Origin of the sequence: Kangiella sp. (genome assembly GCF_048265365.1) — a bacterium.
In the GTDB taxonomy this organism is placed as follows: Bacteria; Pseudomonadota; Gammaproteobacteria; order Enterobacterales; family Kangiellaceae; genus Kangiella.
In genome coordinates this window covers 1,390,805-1,409,773 of sequence record NZ_JBLXBT010000001.1, presented here as the reverse complement: position 1 = coordinate 1,409,773, position 18,969 = coordinate 1,390,805, and the positions used below count along the sequence as shown (strand labels likewise).

Here is an 18,969-nt window from a genome sequence, read left to right as displayed (position 1 = left end):
TTGAAACTTAATCTGTAAAACTAAATATTAAACAAATCTTTGTAGGCCCTAAAACGCAGAAAGTGATCACACAACACTAAAGCCGCCATCGCTTCAACAATCGGCACAGCTCTTGGCAACACACAAGGATCATGGCGCCCTCTTCCATGGAACACCGTTTCTTCACCTTCAAGGTTAACCGTTTCCTGCTCCTTGATGATAGTCGGCGTTGGCTTGAAAGCCACTCTAAATACGATAGGCATACCATTGGAAATACCACCCAGCACACCACCGGAATTATTGGTTCGAGTCTTAACTTCGCCATCCTGATTAATGAAGACATCATTATGCGAGGTGCCACTGAACAAAGTGCCGGCAAAGCCTGAGCCTATCTCAAAAGCTTTTGAGGCATTAATCGCCATCATGGCTTTTGCCAAATCAGCTTCTAACTTATCAAACACTGGCTCACCCAAGCCTACTGGCACAGACTTGATTCGACACTCAACAATACCACCCAGTGAGTCACCGTTTTTTCGAGCCTGTTCAATCTTGGCAATCATCTGTTCAGCCAGTTTTAAATCAGGACAACGTACAGGAGTCTGCTCAATCAGGCTGGCATCTATCGCATCAGAATCAAGTGTCATAGTTAAGTCTTGGACGCTTTTAACATAGCCTACAATCTCTGTGCCTAGCGCTTGCTCAAGTACTTTGCGTGCAATAGCACCGGCTGCAACGTGCCCGGCGGTAATTCGGGCTGAACTACGACCACCACCTGCTACATCACGTATGCCGTATTTTTTCTGGTAGGTGTAATCGGCATGACTTGGTCTGAAAATTGATTCAAGCTCTGAATAATCTTTGCTGCGTTGATCCTGGTTGGGGATCAACAAACTTATCGGTGTGCCGGTGGTGATACCATTAACTACACCCGACATAATCTGCACCTGATCCGATTCATCGCGGCGGGTGGTGATTGAGCTTTGACCTGGGCGGCGTCTATCAAGAAAAACCTGAATATCGTCCTCAGACAGTTTCAAACCTGCTGGGCAGCCTTCAACCACAGCACCGATGGCTTTGCCGTGAGACTCGCCCCAATTGGTCACTCTGAATAAAGTTCCGAAACTATCACCTGCCATAAGGATTTCCTAATTCTTTAATATTCTGATTAAACAACTTTAGTCACCATACCAACCTGCTCTAGATACTGCCAATAGTCTGGGAAGGACTTTGCAACGGCTTCCGATGATTCTATCGTCAGACCATTCAGCTTGATACCGATTAAGGCCAAACTCATGGCCAAGCGATGATCATGACAACTTGAAACTTTAGCTGCCGTTAGCTGTTTACTACCGCGAATGGTGATACTGGATTCATCAAATTCACAATCTGCGCCAAGCTTCTTCAGCTGCTCACATAAATCGACAATACGATTAGACTCTTTATAGGCTAAATGAGCAATGTTGGTTATATGAGTTGCGCCTTCCGCAAAACAGGCCAGAGCAGCCAAGGTTGGCACCACATCTGGCATATTACCCATGTCCACTTCGATGCCTTGCAGCGGAGAGCCATATACAACTTTTAGGTCATCCTGCATCAAGTAAACTTTGGCGCCCATACGTTCCAGTACTTGCGGAAACCTGGCTTCGCCTTGTGGAGAATCAAAATGATAACCACGAATGATGCAACTGGTTTCAGCTAACAGTGCAGCCACTAAAAAATAACTGCTGCTGACCACATCACCACGCACCTCTATTGCTTTAGCACTTAACACTTGTTGGCCGGAAATGAAAAACTCACGGCAATTGATTCGCTTAACTTCTCCGCCAAATAGCTCAATGGCGCGAAGAGTTAGTTCTACATAACTTTCTGACACAGCATCTGATGCTAATTGAATTAAAGTGTCTTTCTCCGACTTTAAACTGGCAATCAATAGACCGCTTAAAAACTGACTGCTGCGCGAAGCATCTAATTGACAGGTACCGCCAGCAATGGGGCCAGAAACTCTTATCGGTAGATAACCATTTTCACTCTCTACAGTCACTCCAAGGTTTTGCAGACTGGAAACGCTCTCTTGCATCGGTCTCGACTGCATCTGCTTGCTACCAGTAATTGTAATCTGATGGCCTGCTGACGAATGGAAAAGCCCCGTTAACGCGGTAATAAAACGCGCCAGAGTGCCGCTATCATGACAATCAATAACCACATCACCGGTCAACTCAAAGCTTTCAATACCATGAATATTGACACTGGTTTGGTCAAGCCACTCAACCCCGGCACCTAACGCCTTAATAGCACTTAATGCGGCCAGTATATCGTCATTACGAGGAACATTGGTCAGGTGAGTTATACCGTCGCTGATAGCGGCCAAAACGATGTAACGATTGGCTAAATACTTACTACCCGGCAAGCGCACATCAATCGAGTCAATGGCGCTTGAAACAATTATTCGATCAGTCAAAAGATATCATCACTCTTATAATCAGTTTAGTCTTGAGGTTGTAGCTCATTGAGCAGCTCTGATAGCAACTCAACATCGCGGTCTGCTAAACCATCGGCTTCTACAGCATCTTCCACAAATAGCGCAAATTCAGCAAACCATTCATCATCTGATAAATCATCAGCAGGTATCAAATCCACCATTGGAATCAGATACCCAATTAAAAACAACTTCTCTTCTTCAACCTGCTGTTCCATTTCCAGCAGTTGCTGCTTGATTGTTTCTGCTATCGACATAGTGTGAGCCTTTTTCAATTGAGTCAGTCATGTTCAGTTCATGACGCGCATTATGTGCCGCATTAGACATAGTCTTGGCGTAATCCGCCACCAAATCTAACATTGTATCCGGCGTATTATAATGCTCATTGATCAAGTTAACTATGGCTGAGCCAGTAATAATTCCATCAACCCCAGCTTGGGCTGCCTTTAGTACGTGCTCAGGTTTGGAAATACCAAAACCTTGAACCAATGGCGGAGCACCCAGATGTTTGAGGTTATCAATCAGATCAGTACCCGTTTCCTGCTGACTGTTATCAGCTCCGGTAATCCCCTTGCGACTTAAGACATAGGTGTAGCCCTGGCTGTTTTCAGCAATCAATTTCAGGCTGGATAGCTCGGCATCAGGCGGCGCAATATACACTGAATCAATGCTCTGTGACTTTGCCGACTGAGCAAATAGCTCGCGCTCCTCTACGGGGCAGTCAGCAATCAGGACCGAATCAATGCCTGCTTGGTGGGCATCATGATAAAACTGCTCAACGCCTGGGGCAAAGACCAGATTGGCATAAGTCAAAATACCAATTGGTAAGTCAGGATATTTGGCGCGCACTTTAGCAACTAAATCAAAACCTTTCTGCACACTGAAGCCATTGGCTAAAGGTCTTAGACTGGCAGTTTGAATAACCGGACCATCGGCCACCGGGTCGGAAAAGGCAAAGCCGAGTTCCAGTGCATCAGCACCATTCTCAACCAGTGTATCGATGAGCTGCAAAGACAAGTCCTCTGTAGGATCACCGAGCAGCACAAATGGGATATAAGCCAGTTGATTAGCATCTTTGAGTCGATCAAATAATTGTTGGTAACGCATAGTCACTCTCTTCTCTGTTATCTCTTTATCAAAATGGATGTGTTAGGCAGTCTCTTGCAGTAGGCTCATTACATGAGCCAAATCTTTATCGCCGCGTCCGGACAGATTGACCAGAATATTCAGCGGCTCACTGGATTCAGCGGCCAGCTTTTTGGCATAAGCCAATGCATGCGAAGACTCAAGTGCCGGTATAATCCCTTCAGTCTTTGACAACTCTTGAAATGCCTCTAACGCCTCGTCATCGGTTACCGAAACATATTCAGCACGACCGGCGGTCATTAAATGAACATGCTCAGGCCCAATACCAGGATAATCGAGTCCAGCAGAAACTGAATGCGACTCTTGCACCTGCCCTTCCTTATCCTGTAATACATAGGTTCTTGAGCCATGCAAAATGCCCTCACGGCCTTTTAATAGAGTTGCACCATGCGCTTTGGTATCGAGCCCTTTACCGGCCGGTTCAACACCTATCAAACGAACATCATCATCCTTAATGAAATCCGCGAAAATGCCAATCGCATTCGAGCCGCCACCGACACAGGCCACAACAGCATCTGGCAACTTGCCAATTAATTGTTTCATTTGCTGCTTGGCCTCTTCGCCAATGATTTTCTGGAACGTTCGTACCATTTTAGGGAACGGTGCTGGACCAGCTACTGTACCCAACAAATAGTGAGTGGTTTCATAACTTGATGCCCAGTCGCGTAAAGCTTCATTGATGGCGTCCTTAAGACTGGCACTACCATTGTCAACGGGAATCACTTCTGCCCCCATCAACTGCATCCTAAAAACATTAGGAGCCTGGCGATCACAGTCCTTTTTTCCCATATAGATAGTCGCCTTCAATCCAAGCAAAGCACAAGCCAGCGCTGTGGCCACACCATGCTGACCGGCACCGGTTTCAGCAATGATTCGATGCTTACCCATTTTCTTAGCTAATAAAGCCTGAGCCAGAACCTGATTGGTTTTATGCGCACCACCATGTAATAAATCTTCACGTTTAAGGAAAATACGTGATTGGTTAATTCGTGCATAAGAAGTGCACTCAGTCACTGGCGTAGGCCGACCTGCATACTCCTTAAGCAAACGGCTTAGCTCAGTTTGAAATTCATCATCAAGCAATGATGCTTCAAATGCTTTATCAAGCTGCTGTAATGCGGGCATTAACAACTGCGGCACAAACTGTCCGCCATATTGTCCAATATAGCCACCGTCAAATTCGAAGCTTGTAGGTGAGTTGACTTTTTGATTCATAATGAAATACCTCCGACAGTAGCCTGGCTTAGATTACTATCTAATGCCGGTGCTGTAGATTTTGACTGATAGCGTCCTGACTGTGGCCGACAATGACTAAAAAACTCTTCAATCAAGGCTTCGCTCTTTATTCCCGGGCTCGACTCTACTGAACTGGACAGATCAATTTTGAAAACACCAAACTTTTTAAGCTCTTGAATGTTATCAGCGCTGACGCCTCCTGCAATACGAATTCTTTTATCCATAAGTTCAGAATCCAATTGGCTGAGCAGCGACCAGTCGAAAGTGACGCCAGTGCCCCCCCGTTGACTTTGTGCTTCTTTAGTAACCTCAGTATCCAGCAGCACTTCATCATAAGTTTCAAGCAAAACCTTTAGCTTTGACTCAAGCGCTTCGGGTGACACATCAGTTCCAATATGAAAAACTTTTGATAACTTAACAGAGGGTAATTGTTGCTTAATGTCTTTAGCAAACTGTATAGATTCATCACCATGCAGCTGTACAACTTGCAGCTTGTATTGTTGAACTGCATACACAACCTCATCAATGGATTGATCTTGAAAGACGCCAACCAGAGGTTTGCTTGGACTACTCATTTCATTGATAACAAAACGTTTTGAATTCGGCGTAAAAATCAAACCTACAAAACTGGCGGGAGAAGTTTGCAAGAGGTCAGCATCGGACTGTTGTGTCACACCACACACTTTAATATCACCGTACACCAGTTGCCGAGCTGCTAACTCAAGGTCAGCTTTCTCCATAAGACTGGAACCTACTAAACAGGCGTCTGAAAACTGGGAAAGCTCTAATACATCTTGATGGGTATTGATACCAGACTCAGTAATAACCAATCGGTCTGCAGGCACTTTTTTTACCAGCGCTTTGGTGTGTTCCAAACTGGTTGATAAGTCTTTTAGATTACGATTATTGATACCAATAATTTTAGCGCCTAACTGTATCGCTCGTTCAAGCTCTTCTTCGGTATGTACTTCAGTCAGAACATCCATACTTAAAGCTTCGGCCTGCTCCTGACAAACTTGATAATCTCTGTCATTGAGAACCGACAGCATCAGCAATACAGCATCAGCTCCAAAGTGACACGCCTGACGAATTTGTTTTGCCGATAAGATGAAATCTTTGCACAATAAGGGTTTATCAGTTAGTCCCCTGACTTTTTTCAGATTAGAGAAGCCACCTCGAAAGAAGCGCTCTTCGGTTAATACTGAAATTGCATCCGCATACTGGTCATATACTGGAACAATTTCGTCTAAATCAAATTCAGCGCGTATAAGCCCTTTGGATGGAGAAGCTTTTTTACACTCCATGATAAAGCCGTAATGTGGCTTACTAAGAGCATCATAAAAGCTTCGTTGGCTCGGCTCCAGATCATGATAATCGGGCGTATTGCCAATGACATTACGCTTATGTTCAAGGATGGTTTCTAATACGTTAAGCATGGGAAGACTCCTTGATTATTTGTAATTGCTGATAGGCTTGACCACTTTTCAATAGCTCTTTAGCCAACACTGTTCCTGCTGCAAAGTTATCTGCAAAATTATTAAGCACTAATAAAGCACCACAGTTCACTGCTACCATATCAATATGTGCATCACTGCCCTGGCCTTTCAGCAATTGCTTGGCAGCAAGAACATTATCATCAACACTGCTTGCCTGAATGCTGGCAATGCTGTGTCGTTTAATGCCAAAGTCTTCTGGCGAAAGAGTAAGTTCTTCAATGACGCCATTATTGAGCGAAACGGCAAAGGTGCTGTCATGCACTGCGACCTCATCCAAACCTGAGCCATGAACTACCAGTGTGGTTTGTGCGCCAAGGATTTTTAGAATCTCAGCAAATGGACGACAATACTTCTTATCATAAACACCAAGTAACTGGACTTCAGGTAGCGCAGGATTTGCCAATGGCCCTATCAGGTTAAATATGGTTCGTGTTTTGAGAGATTGCCTGATCGGCATCACATGCTTAACACCGGGATGATAGTCTGGCGCAAATAAAAAAGAAAAGTTTACTTCGTCCAAAAGCTGTTTGCTCTTTTCTGGACTGACATGAATATTCACACCAAGCTGCTCCATCAAGTCTGCAGAGCCGCACTTTGATGAAACCGAACGATTACCATGCTTGACCATTTTGACGCCAGCAGTAGCTGCTAATAAACTGACAATGGTTGATACATTAATTGTGTTCAGACCATCACCACCAGTACCACAACAATCACTTACTAGATAGTCACTCTGTGGAAACTTGACCGCTTCTTGGCGCAACGCGTAGGCAGCGCCCGCAATTTCCTCAACTGACTCACCTTTCGTTTTCAGCGCTGCCAACATAGCAGCAACAACCGGAGCTTCCACCTGCCCTTTTAGCACAGCCTGAAATGACTCTGTGGCCTGGGAATAGTTAAGACTCTCTCCCTGATATATGGATTCAAGCAACTGCATCATGGCGCGTCTCCTTAGCGGTTTTACCCGAGTGTCTTTCAACGATATTAATAAAGTTACGCAGTAACTTATAACCGGCAAAGCTCATAATGCTTTCGGGATGAAACTGAACACCGAAGATTGGTAATTTATTGTGTTGTACTGCCATCACTTCATTTTGTTCTGACTCAGCTGTGATTGATAGTGATTCAGGTACAGTTGTTGCGACCAGCGAATGATACCGCGCTACCGCAATACTGCCATTGTTCTCAGAAAACAGCCCTGAGCTTTCTTTTAATTTAAGCTGTGATACTTTTCCGTGGACTACCTGCTGTGCTTTCTCAACAACTCCACCAAAAGCTTCAACTATCACTTGATGCCCTAAACATACACCTAAGATTGGCTTGGTGCTTTGAAAGTCTTGCAGCAACTTCAAACAGCAACCCGCATCTGATGGCTTGCCTGGTCCGGGTGAAAGCACAATACAATCTGCTTTATTGGCCAGAGTAGAAACATAGTCAAACTCAGCATCATTACGCACTACTGTGACTTCAAACCCCAGTAGCTTTAACTCATAATCAAGGTTGTAAATAAAAGAATCAAAGTTATCGATCAAGAGTGCTTTCATGCTGCATCCTCCTTCATATTTTGTTGCGCAACAAGGCAAGCATTAAGCACCGCTTTAGCTTTATGGAATGTTTCATTGGCTTCCAGTTCTGGCACAGAGTCATACACAATTCCTGCGCCAGCCGAAACCTTTGCAACCCCATTAGCCACCTCGGCAGAGCGAATAATAATGGCGCTATCAAACTCCTGGTTAGCATTATAGATACTGACAGCCCCGCCATAGTAGCCGCGCGGTTTTTGCTCCAATTGACGAATGATTTCGACCGCTTTAATTTTAGGTGCCCCCGTTAATGTTCCCATATTGGCGCAGGCTCGGTAGGCATGCATTGGATTAACATCATCGCGTAGTTCACCAATAACTTCTGAAACCATATGCATCACATTCGAGTACTTTACGATACGTTTTAACTGTGTGACCTGACGACTTCCTGCCTTAACAACCTTTGCTATATCGTTACGAGCCAAGTCGACCAACATCATGTGTTCCGCCCCTTCTTTCTCATCGCTGATAAGCTCGAACTCAGTTTTTGCATCTAGCTCAAAGTTAATGGCACCATTAGGTGCAATGGCACGCTTGCGCGTTCCGGCAATGGGATACAGGGTGACTTTGTTAGTATCAAAAACTTTCAGGGCACTTTCAGGACTCGAACCAAATAACTGACTGTCATCAAAGTTAATATAGTACATGTATGGTCCGGGGTTAGACTTTCTCAGCACTTGATAGGCTTTAAAGGCATCATCACAATCAGTCGAAAACGTTCTCGACAAAACCACCTGAAAAGCGTCACCTTCGATAATATGCCGCTTCACTGTATTCACACTTTCGGCAAACTGCTCATCACTGACATCCAGCAGGAAGTCGCAACTCTGCAATGAGCTTAAAACGGAATTAGATGATGTTGATGTTAAAGCCGGAGCTTTAGATGAAGACGCTAACTTTGACTCTATCGATTCTATCGCAACACCAAGTCGGACAGTATTACCCGCATTGCCACCAAAACCTTTAACAATAATTTTAGCTGACTGCGAGTCATCTTCTTGAATGACTAACTGATCAGCAAGATAAAATCTAAAATCTGGTGTCACCTTGTTAAGTTCTGGCAAAGATTCATACTGATCCACAAGATCAAAACTCATGGCACCAATTAAACAGGAACTGACATTATCGACTTTTTGCTCACATTCAATCTGCTCGGTTATCAGAGTCAGGATATCTGAAATAGTTGGCTGAGTCAGACGTTGGTCTTCATTGAGCTCACTGCCTCCATGTGTTTTTTCGAGTGTGTACGTGATAGCCTCTTTCGATGCTTGCTGTGAAAAGCCAGTCAGTGCCGCATCGGATTTTGCAAGCTCTGCAATGAAACTTTTTCCGTTATCATTTAAGCATTTGATAGTTACAGTGCCATCAAGCCCTTCTATGATCGCTGCCGCTGAAACCATGCTGATGCTACGCTTGCTCTTCTGTGTGCCGGGCTCAGCCGTCTCCAACAATGCAGTATGAGCCAAGTGACCACTCTCAGTTAAAAGACCAAACACTTCGCAGGGCAATAAAGACAACGGTAGTTTTTTGGTTAGCGTATTAACTTGCATGCGCCACCTCAGCTAAGGTTCTTCCGCTAGCTGCAACAAAGGGTGCAAGCTGTTGCATTAAGGTATGGAAGTCTTGCGGTGATAATGCCTGAGCTGCATCAGAGACGGATTCTTTAGGGCTTCTGTGACACTCGATAATGACACCATCAGCACCGCAGGCCACTGCTGCTTTAGCCATAGGAGATACTAATGTGCGAACCCCTGTTCCATGCGAAGGATCAACGATAACGGGTAAGTGGCTACGCTCCTTGATAAACGCAACCGCATTTAAATCAAGCGTATTGCGGGTAGCGGTTTCAAAAGTCCGGATGCCACGCTCGCAAATCATCACATTCGGATTGCCGCTGGCAACAATATATTCGGCGGCAAGCAACAACTCTTCAATGGTTGCTGATAATCCACGTTTGAGTAATACCGGTTTTTTGGTTTCACCCACTGCTTTAAGCAGCGTGTAGTTTTGCATATTCCTGGCACCAATTTGAATCGCAGAAATATAACGCGCCACATCATCAAGGTCATTAACGTCCATCAGCTCTGTAATGGTGTCCAAACCGGTTTCCTTTCCGACGTTATGCATAATCTTTAGACCTTCGACGCCTAGTCCCTGAAAGGAATAAGGGCTAGTCCGCGGTTTGAATGCCCCACCACGTAGCACTGTCGCACCGGCTTGCTTGACGTAACGCGCAGTTTCTAACAACTGATCTTCGCTCTCAATAGCACACGGCCCAGCCATAATGGTGAATTGCTCAGAACCCACCGGCGTATTACCAACCTGCACGACGGTATCCTGTGCATAAATTTCACGGCTGACCAACTTGTATTTGCTTAGTACAGGTTTGACTAAATCAACTTGCGGTAAGTTTTCCAGGTGCAGCGACTCTAGAACACGCTCATCGCCAAGCGCACCGATTACAGTGCGCTCAACGCCGGGTAAATGAAGAGGCTTTAGTCCTGCCGCATCAATTTTCTGCAATATTTCCTGCGCATCTTGCTCTGATGCATCATGTCGAAGAATAATAATCATAGTGTGTTCCTTATCTTTAAGTTTGAATTCTCTGTAATTTTTTAATCAGTAAACATAAAATCGTAGACATAAAAAAAGCCCGCACAATGACGGGCTTTATTATCTTTTCTCAAGACAATAACCCGCCCTAATGGAACCACCACCAGTTAGCTATATGGAAAATGTTAGTTATCGAATCAATTGTCATGTTTAAATTCTCGATCTAAGTCTTAGTAAAATCAGTTGTTTATCAATCAGCTTGTATTTATTACAAGCATAAAAAAAGCCCGCTTCTGCGGGCTTTTGAATTCTTTGTGTTTATCTTGAAATAAATATCCTACACACAGCAAATAGCCCGCTACTTAAGTAACGTGCCACCACCAAATGTTTTGTGCGATATTCATATTCATGATGAGCAATCTAAACCATCTTCTTTATAGGGTCAACTGTTTTATTATCTATATAATTAAAGAGTATCAAAACAACTACTTACCTTTCGCAAATTTATCAACTTGAGCTTCTGTCTTGAGGCGTGACTTAGGTAATTGTGAAGCCAGACGCTCAATATTAGAAGTTAACGACCAAATCTCCAGCTTTGCTGCTGGATCATGCCATTCAGCCACTGTAAGCCCTTCAGCAAACGAGTCTAGATAAGCAACACGGTTACCTAGTTTGGTTGGAAAGTCATCCATAGCCAGCTCCTGCTTGGCGTTAGACACAACATTGTCAGCAGAGTTAGTGCGAACACGATAACGGTTCCAGCAAATACGTGCTTCAAGATTGGGATTCATTTTCTTAGCTTCATCAACGATTTCAGCCAAGTGCTTGGTAGACCAAACCTCTATTGGTGACGGACTTAACGGAACGAGAGCAAGATCAGACAGCAATACCACTGCACGAGTAAGATTGGTGATTCTAGGATGACCATCAATAAGGATATAGTCGTATAGGTCAGTATTTTCTCGAACCTGCTTCTGCAGATGAGAGAGATTCTTAGCGGAAACAATATCCATATTCTCAATCAGATATTGTTCATCTCGAACTCGATACCAGGTTTCGAGTGAGCTTTGCGGATGATCAGTATCGATCATCAAAACTTTACTTTTATCGGATAAGGTAGAGGCAATATTGGCACATAGAGTGGTTTTACCTGCCCCACCTTTCATCTGAACAAAACTAATTATTTTTGCACGCATGTCCACCTCAAGCTCTGTGACGTATAAGGCATTCTACATGAGGCAGGTTATTGATTCTAGTCGCTTTTACCGAAGTTAAAAAAAGAAAAAAGCTGCCGAAGCAGCTTTATATATAACTAACAACTATCACCAGATTCTGGCCAACAGTTATTCCCATTCCATGTTTTTCGGCCATTCTGATCAATAGTCAATGTGCCATCTGATGCAGGCTGACTACCGGTGGGAGTAGCTATCAGTGTGTAGCTATTGTTTGTCGGAGTGCCCTGAAAAGCAATTGTGTAATATGCATCTCCCCCATCTGTCGGAACCTGAGTAGGAATGACATTCGCACCTTCTACACCAGCATAACTAAAGTTATTGTTTGCCTTATACCTTTCAATCGATTGGGTTGCGGACAGCATTACACCCATAGCATCCGTTCGCTTCGTTCGAATAACATAACGAGTATAAGAAGGAAGTGCTATCGCCGCTATAATACCTATGACGGCGACAACAATCATTAGCTCCAATAATGTAAAGCCTCTAGTATTTTTTTTCATAACCTACTCTTGTTGTTTCCATTTGATAGTGCGTACATTTGGTGTGAAGAAGTCACAATCATCACCAGTACAAACTGTTTGTGTACCAACCAATAATGCAAAAGTCTCATCTTCGGGGAAAAGCGCAGTCGCCCCTGGAGCAATACCAACATATTTTACGTTAGTGTAGCGATCCTGCATGTCTGCGACATCACCTACTTCGAACCCACCAACACTTGGTTTACCATCTAATAAATTGACTCCGTACAACCTGTTCACACCTGATGTTACGCCACAACCTGGGGGGCCTGGTATGTAAGTTGTAAATAGAGTTGTGAAGTCTAGGGTCGTAGAAGATGATAAAACCTTCTCTTTTGGTTGTAAATCGAAATACCAGCCTTTCTTCTCTTCACCCTCTTTAAAGATATCAGACACATCTGCAAACGCTGTTTCGTTTGTTTCTGGGTCGATAGTGGCTGTTGTTACATCTAATAACGAACTTGGAGTTATTGGATCAACATCACCAGACTCTTCTACTTTGGTTATTTCGAAATCATAAAATGCATAGTATCGATCTTGCGTAGCTTCCGCTTTTGGATTAGCTCGATGTCCTGAACCAAGGGTAACTACGGCGAAACTTTTGCCTGAATAAGTCGCAAAAGCTACGTCAGGCTTGCTATAAAACCGATACGGTCCATCAGCAGCTTCTGTCTGAACGTTAGCAAATAGCTCGACATTTCTGGTTGTTGACTCTTTTGTGAAGTCAACACGATAGATTTTACCAGCAACATCTGCTGCATATATATGATCAACAATCTGATCATTATCAATATCAATAAATGTTAAATCACCAGCAAAGCTATTGTCTATAACACTTTCTTCTGCAATAACACTATAGTCCGTGTCAGATGCTGAGCCCAGGTAAGGAATATCATATATTCCATCACCTTTAATAACATTATCAGCAGGATTTATTGGATTTGCACGGTCATCATAATAAGTATCGTAACCGCCAGCCAATATTAATCTCTTTTCGAAACCCTCAGCATTACCAGAGTGCATCTTAAGCACTACTGGTTTTAACCAGCTTTGACCAAGATTCGGAATCACTGTGCGTTTTTCATTCTGATAATCAAGCTCGGCCTTTGTGAATTCAAACTCATCGCCCACAGTGAATAACATCTTAGGAGCGGTTGGGTTAGTGACGTCCAAACCAAAGACATAATTACCGCCACGGCGTTGACCAAAGTATAGATAGTGTTTCTTCACTCCGTTTACTTCTTCACTATGCACACTGATAGTACCATCCAAGCCATACTCACGAGTTTCATTATCATAGTCTACAACAGAATTAGTGATCCAAGTTGGAACCTTCTTCATCATTTGTCTAGGGAAAAAAGCCCAGCGCTCTTGACCAGTATTAATATCAATCGCGTGAACATAACCCTGGTTGGTAGCAACAAATGCTGTTGAGGTATCGACATCATACTCAAGAATTTCAGGTTTTGAATGAAGGATATCACCAAAACGGTTTATCGCTACACCATCTAGAGAAGTCACACGTTCACGAATCCAGGTGTAATACTTGTTTAACTGTTCCGGAGTCAAGTCGGGGAATGAACTAGTAGTATCAGATCCAAATAATCGATCCTGGAAGTCTGGCTCTGTAGCATTAGCAGCTATATATGTTGTTATAAACTCTTCAGTAATGAGGTTTAATTCATCAGTGTTTAAGTTAGTATAAACTTTAGCATTTTCTCCAACGGTGATATGTGGAAGCGCACCGCCTTTTTCAATGATGTTGCCATCAGCAACATCTCCCCAGAAACTTTTTGACTCCTCAATAAAAGTACCTGTTTCTGCATCAACTGCTTGCGTGCCATCTTTGTCAACAATGATGCCTTTTTCGAGCTGATATTTCTTAAGATTACCAAACCAAGTTTCATTCGCCGATGGCTTAAACATGCCCATGTAAAGATTGTTGCTATGACGCAAGCGGTTGAACTGACTAAGTGGAATACTTGGTGCTACAAATGACGTTGTATCTTGAACAGCATTTAATGACTCATCAAATGAACGTACTAACGAATCAACATCGGTTGGCGCAAAGAACAAATGAGTTCCATTAACTGTAGAAGCTGTTCTTTTCAGAAAATTGGTTGCAACTTCATCTTGTAATGCAAAAGCAACTGTAGATGTTTGAACGGTAGAACCCGGGAAATTACTCTTGATATCGTTAACAAAGTAATGAGCAGATAGTTTTTCAATACACTGTTTACCGTTATTAGTATCTGTTTGGTCGCTAGCATCAACAGACTCATCACAGAAATCAATAACCTTGTCGTAGTCACTGTGAACACCATCATCAAATTCAGTAGGAAGTCCATCAGTCAATAACACGATAGAACTATTGTAACCACACGCACCTTCTAAGATAGGTGAAGGTACGGGTTGCCCATTTTGTGTATAAGCTCCCCCCATGTACTGAGTTGCGGAATAATATCCGTCTGCTGTCGGTGTACCAAAACTTGGGTTTAAATCATGAATGGAGTTAATTAAATGCTCTCTATGCGTCAAGCCAGACGTCATTTTATCTAGAACACGAATCTCCTGTAGCAGGACAACATTAGGACTTCTAGTGCCTGAATATGACATCATACCAATCTGGTTGTTATCTTTAGTCGTTTCCGAAGTTAAGAAAATATAAAGAGCTTCCTTCAGGCGAGTCATTCGATTATCTAAGTACACCCAACGGTAGTTATAACCACCGTCTAGACGTTCTGTGACATCAACTCCCCAGTTTTTTAACTCATTCTGGGTCTTGTAAGGGGTGTAATTAACCCATTTCTTGCCCCATTCTGCACACCATCCCCAAGACCAATTAAGACACGCATCAAGCTCCACTTGCAGTGTAGGAAACCGTGCTTTGGGGTTACCCGCAGGATCAGGTAATAAGCTTCTAGCCTGGTCAATAGTAATTTTGTTTCTTTGAGCCCATGAGTCTACTATAACCTCTCCCTCGGTTACCTCTTCTGAACCGTCGGCAGCAAAAGACATTGAGCCTGACTCATCAAGAACCAACATTAAGTTCGCCGTTTTAGCTTCGCCAAAGAAAATCTCAGTATCATCAGCATAAGCTTTTTGAGAAGTTGTCGTTACTCCAAAGCCAATCACCAAAGCGACTACTAACGACACGCCAGCACTTTGAATTTTCTGTTTAAATGTTTTCACAACAATCTCCTACAATTAACCTTACGAACAAGCCGCAACTAAAAACGACCACTGCTCAATTTGAGTTTTTGCTTCATTTGCATCCTCAACGCCATCACCATCAATATCAACCCAGCCTGTACCCATATGTTGAAAGACATTACAGCCTATAGGGTTCGAGCTAGTCATACCGGAAGAGTTACCAGTACACTTCATCGCTGTTAAGCATTGCTTATAACGTGTTTCAGTAATTCCTTTTAATACTCCTCCTACATTATCAATGGTAGGAAGCGTGCCACAATCTCTGGATACATTACCCGCAGAATCAACACATGTATCTATCGTTTGATCGGGAGCATCTAAAGTTTCAGCAAGTAAATTAGGGTTATAACGATAGCTTTCAATCACACCATTGTTGGAACTTTGCGCTCCATGGAATGATACGGACTTTTCTTGGATGTTTGCTGCCTGCTTTTCGGATAAGACAGCTGAGCGCATAATAGCTAAACCAACTATGGTTAGAGCCATCAAAATAATTAGTGCTATAAGTAGCGAAAATCCAGACTCATTTTTCAATTTCATATTAAATACCATGTGGTCGATTATAAACAACTACAGTAGATTCATACTTCAGATGAAGCTTTTTATCGTTAAGGTTTATCGTTTGATCTAACAAATTTACGGCTCTAGAGATATTAGAGTCTGAAGTGTCATTGTCAGAAGTTACTAAAATGCCAAAACGAATGCTGTGAATCTTAGAACTGTCGCTAATATTATTAGCAGTAACATACTGAAGTCCTGAAGGAGTGAGTTCACCATAGAGCACCTGAAAATCAGTAACATTGTTGATAAGAGGTTGTCCATTACACGTTAACTCATTATCAGCATTCAAAGCATAAACATTAGTAATTATCGCTCCTGGAGCTACCGCAACCCCATTACAATCTGCGACATCAAGACCATTAGCATCACACTCATTTAAAGGTGATGAGGCGTCGCATGATTCGTAATGAACTTTGAGCGTATCAGAAGCGATCCCACCATCAAGTGCGGCATAATCGGCTGTTAGTGGGCTTGATAGCGAATAACTCAATGAGGAGTTATTAACCCAACCTGTGCGAGCTATATCTTCTTTCATAAAGTTTATAGCCAGCTGGGCCCCGCTTTGCGCAGTGATGACACCTTCGGTTGTGTTATTTGTTTTTTTAGTTGATATATAAACAGTAAATATGCCGGCTATCAGGATTAATCCCAGTAACATACCCACCATCAACTCAACCAGAGTGAAACCACTTTGATGTCTTGCTCTTGTATTCTTAATCACAATCAACCCCTACGGTATTAACTCTATAATGACACATGAATGACCATCACCAACCAAGTCTGTTGGTATATCTGATTGACATCTAGTACCCGTTATCTGTTTGTCGCCCGAGTCCTCTCTTTCAATTTGAGGCCAAGCAACATATAGAGTAAGTTTTGAGCCGCTGCTACAATTATCGCTATCGCCAACATCTCTATCAGTGCAAGCGACGCCAATTTGAGCCCCTTGAATACCCGTATCGTTCAACCCAGAGCAGACTAAATCTATATCAGCCATAGCCAAGTCTCTCGCGGAGCAGGCTCCAGTACAGGTACCAATCGGCTCATACGGTGCACCAGTCACTTCACACCACTGGTAAAAAGAACCAGAAGTAAGATTATTTGTATAGGGATTTGCCAGATCAATCGGATTGCCATCTGCATCAACTGCAGGGCTCGAAGCTGGGTCTGTAGCAAAAAATTCACGGTTTGCACGGATCCGTCCACTAGCATCTTCTAGAAGAGCAACAGCCTGCGAGCGGGCATAGCTTTCTTGAGTAGAAGTAAGGGTTTTGACCTGTAAAGCTGCCATACCCAGCATTCCAATAGCTACCACCAACACAGTGATAATCACCTCGATTAGAGTCAGGCCTTGAATGTACTTTTGATTTTGTAAACTCATCATTAACACTCCACCCTTTCAACGACCGTTGTACCGGAAGGTAACACATCAACCTTCCTGCCGTTTTTGTCTGCACCGCAAAATACAACACCATTGGCTCCAAGATGGTTGCCAACACTGTAACCACTTGCATTGAATACAGCCGACCCCGTAGAGGAACCAGTACCAAGAGTAACCGCTTTATTAATTGGGTCTTGCTTCAATAACTCTACAGTCGCACCGCTATCTACATAAGTAACTATCCAACCTCCTGCCCAGCTTCCGCCAATCGGGGCAACGGTTACATCAGTTTTCATTTTGATAGCTTCAGCTCGAGCAGAAGTAAACGAAGCATTGAGTTCGTTTGCTAAGCCTGTAAGACGATTACTGCTAATCAAATTGCTAAAAGATGGCGCAGCTATGGCTGAGACAATTCCCAGAACAGCAATTGTAACCATCAGTTCAATCAGAGTTAGTCCCGTATTTTTTGGTTGTATCATTGGCCACCTACCTAAATTCTGTCGACATATACTTTATACCTAATTAAAAATATAGAAGCACACTTTATTTGATAGACGGTAGGGATTTGCCGACAAACGGTGAGTTTATCGGCTTTTAGTAAAGAGTTTATGAAGGAAAGTGATAATAATCAGAGGCTTAAGAATCTTGATCGCTCTTACTCTACTCTTAGTTCTGCTGGCAGTACAAATACGATATTCTCTTCCACTCCATCGGATTCCAGTGCAGTCGAGCCACCTTGTGACTCAAGATAGCAGATCACATCCTGAACTAATATCTCAGGCGCTGAAGCACCGGCGGTAACCCCTACTTTGTTGACACCAGCCAGCCATTCAGGGTTAATTTCCTTAGCGTTATTAATCAGATAGGAGCGGCAACCTTGGTTTTCAGCTAATTCTTGCAAGCGGCTGGAGTTAGAGCTGTTCTGCGCACCGACCACTAAAATCAGGTCACATTCTGCGGCCAATTGCTTCACCGCATCCTGTCTGTTTTGTGTGGCATAACAGATATCGTCCTTTTTAGGGCCTTGAATATTCGGGAATTTCTCCTTCAAAGCACGCACTAATCGTTGGGTGTCGTCAACTGACAAGGTGGTTTGAGTGACGTAGAAAAATGCATCTGGATTTTTGACTTGAAGCTCAGCCACATCCTGCTCATCTTCAACCAGGTAGATGCCAGCCACTGAGTTATCGTATTGCCCCATAGTGCCTTCAACTTCGGGGTGTCCTTTATGACCAATCAAAACACATTCTTCGTTGCGACGGCTATGGCGCGCAACTTCCATGTGTACCTTAGTTACTAAAGGACAGGTGGCATCAAACACCTTCAAATTCCTTTCTTTAGCTTCATGGCGAACCTGTTGAGAAACCCCGTGCGCACTAAAAATCAAAGTGGCATTTTCAGGGACATCATTCAAGTCTTCGATAAATACAGCGCCTTTTTCACGCAGGCCATCCACCACAAACTTGTTATGCACCACTTCATGCTTGACGTAAATTGGCGCACCGAAAATCTCAATGGCACGGTTAACGATCTCAATGGCGCGGTCTACACCAGCACAAAAACCACGAGGATTAGCTAAAACAATATCCATC

General features: G+C 43.4%; 18 protein-coding genes. All 18 read right to left on the bottom strand.

Going from position 1 to position 18,969, the window contains the following annotated elements:
* Positions 1 to 20 precede the first annotated feature (20 nt).
* The 18 genes from aroC to ispH all read right to left on the bottom strand — a co-directional run bounded on the left by aroC (position 21) and on the right by ispH (position 18,968).
* A complete protein-coding gene (gene aroC, locus ACN0VI_RS06570) occupies positions 21 to 1,115 on the bottom strand; it encodes a chorismate synthase (protein ID WP_417446195.1) in 1,095 nt (364 codons plus the stop codon).
* Positions 1,116 to 1,144: 29 nt separating this feature from the next.
* Positions 1,145 to 2,437 (bottom strand): 3-phosphoshikimate 1-carboxyvinyltransferase, encoded by a 1,293-nt coding sequence (aroA, locus tag ACN0VI_RS06565; RefSeq protein ID WP_417446194.1) that lies wholly within the window; start codon positions 2,435 to 2,437, stop codon positions 1,145 to 1,147.
* 26 nt (positions 2,438 to 2,463) lie between these two features.
* Entirely contained in the window at positions 2,464 to 2,712 is a 249-nt protein-coding gene (locus ACN0VI_RS06560) for a hypothetical protein (protein ID WP_331889652.1), read from the bottom strand.
* On the bottom strand, positions 2,657 to 3,562 hold the full coding sequence (gene trpA / locus ACN0VI_RS06555) for a tryptophan synthase subunit alpha (RefSeq protein WP_417446193.1): 906 nt from the start codon (positions 3,560 to 3,562) through the stop codon (positions 2,657 to 2,659). The genes ACN0VI_RS06560 and trpA overlap by 56 nt, the downstream gene beginning before the upstream one ends.
* Positions 3,563 to 3,604: 42 nt before the next feature.
* Positions 3,605 to 4,816 carry a tryptophan synthase subunit beta gene (gene trpB, locus ACN0VI_RS06550; protein ID WP_417446192.1) on the bottom strand — a complete coding sequence of 404 codons (1,212 nt, stop codon included), beginning with the start codon at positions 4,814 to 4,816 and terminating at the stop codon, positions 3,605 to 3,607.
* On the bottom strand, positions 4,813 to 6,273 hold the full coding sequence (trpCF, locus tag ACN0VI_RS06545) for a bifunctional indole-3-glycerol-phosphate synthase TrpC/phosphoribosylanthranilate isomerase TrpF (RefSeq protein WP_417446191.1): 1,461 nt from the start codon (positions 6,271 to 6,273) through the stop codon (positions 4,813 to 4,815). The genes trpB and trpCF overlap by 4 nt, the downstream gene beginning before the upstream one ends.
* Positions 6,266 to 7,273, bottom strand: coding sequence for an anthranilate phosphoribosyltransferase (gene trpD / locus ACN0VI_RS06540; protein ID WP_417446190.1), 1,008 nt, complete (start codon positions 7,271 to 7,273; stop codon positions 6,266 to 6,268). The genes trpCF and trpD overlap by 8 nt, the downstream gene beginning before the upstream one ends.
* Positions 7,257 to 7,877, bottom strand: coding sequence for an anthranilate synthase component II (locus ACN0VI_RS06535; RefSeq protein WP_417446189.1), 621 nt, complete (start codon positions 7,875 to 7,877; stop codon positions 7,257 to 7,259). The genes trpD and ACN0VI_RS06535 overlap by 17 nt, the downstream gene beginning before the upstream one ends.
* Positions 7,874 to 9,466 carry an anthranilate synthase component 1 gene (locus ACN0VI_RS06530; protein ID WP_417446188.1) on the bottom strand — a complete coding sequence of 531 codons (1,593 nt, stop codon included), beginning with the start codon at positions 9,464 to 9,466 and terminating at the stop codon, positions 7,874 to 7,876. The genes ACN0VI_RS06535 and ACN0VI_RS06530 overlap by 4 nt, the downstream gene beginning before the upstream one ends.
* Complete coding sequence (gene aroF, locus ACN0VI_RS06525; protein WP_417446187.1) at positions 9,456 to 10,490, bottom strand: 3-deoxy-7-phosphoheptulonate synthase; 1,035 nt, start codon at positions 10,488 to 10,490, stop codon at positions 9,456 to 9,458. The genes ACN0VI_RS06530 and aroF overlap by 11 nt, the downstream gene beginning before the upstream one ends.
* A gap of 464 nt (positions 10,491 to 10,954) precedes the next feature.
* Positions 10,955 to 11,665 carry an AAA family ATPase gene (locus tag ACN0VI_RS06520; RefSeq protein ID WP_417446186.1) on the bottom strand — a complete coding sequence of 237 codons (711 nt, stop codon included), beginning with the start codon at positions 11,663 to 11,665 and terminating at the stop codon, positions 10,955 to 10,957.
* Positions 11,666 to 11,781: 116 nt separating this feature from the next.
* Positions 11,782 to 12,204: a type IV pilin protein gene (locus tag ACN0VI_RS06515; RefSeq protein ID WP_331889634.1), complete on the bottom strand. Its 423-nt coding sequence runs from the start codon at positions 12,202 to 12,204 to the stop codon at positions 11,782 to 11,784.
* 3 nt (positions 12,205 to 12,207) lie between these two features.
* The gene (locus ACN0VI_RS06510; RefSeq protein ID WP_417446185.1) at positions 12,208 to 15,414 is read right to left on the bottom strand and encodes a pilus assembly protein; all 3,207 of its coding nucleotides are present in this window, start codon (positions 15,412 to 15,414) and stop codon (positions 12,208 to 12,210) included.
* Positions 15,415 to 15,435: 21 nt separating this feature from the next.
* Positions 15,436 to 15,975: a PilX N-terminal domain-containing pilus assembly protein gene (locus ACN0VI_RS06505; protein WP_331889630.1), complete on the bottom strand. Its 540-nt coding sequence runs from the start codon at positions 15,973 to 15,975 to the stop codon at positions 15,436 to 15,438.
* Between the two features lies 1 nt (position 15,976).
* On the bottom strand, positions 15,977 to 16,717 hold the full coding sequence (locus ACN0VI_RS06500; RefSeq protein ID WP_331889628.1) for a PilW family protein: 741 nt from the start codon (positions 16,715 to 16,717) through the stop codon (positions 15,977 to 15,979).
* A gap of 9 nt (positions 16,718 to 16,726) precedes the next feature.
* Complete coding sequence (gene pilV / locus ACN0VI_RS06495; RefSeq protein WP_331889626.1) at positions 16,727 to 17,380, bottom strand: type IV pilus modification protein PilV; 654 nt, start codon at positions 17,378 to 17,380, stop codon at positions 16,727 to 16,729.
* On the bottom strand, positions 17,380 to 17,856 hold the full coding sequence (locus ACN0VI_RS06490) for a GspH/FimT family pseudopilin (protein ID WP_417446184.1): 477 nt from the start codon (positions 17,854 to 17,856) through the stop codon (positions 17,380 to 17,382). Before ACN0VI_RS06490 ends, pilV begins: the two co-directional genes overlap by 1 nt.
* Before the next feature lie 176 nt (positions 17,857 to 18,032).
* Positions 18,033 to 18,968, bottom strand: coding sequence for a 4-hydroxy-3-methylbut-2-enyl diphosphate reductase (gene ispH, locus ACN0VI_RS06485; RefSeq protein WP_331889622.1), 936 nt, complete (start codon positions 18,966 to 18,968; stop codon positions 18,033 to 18,035).
* Position 18,969: the final 1 nt, after the last annotated feature.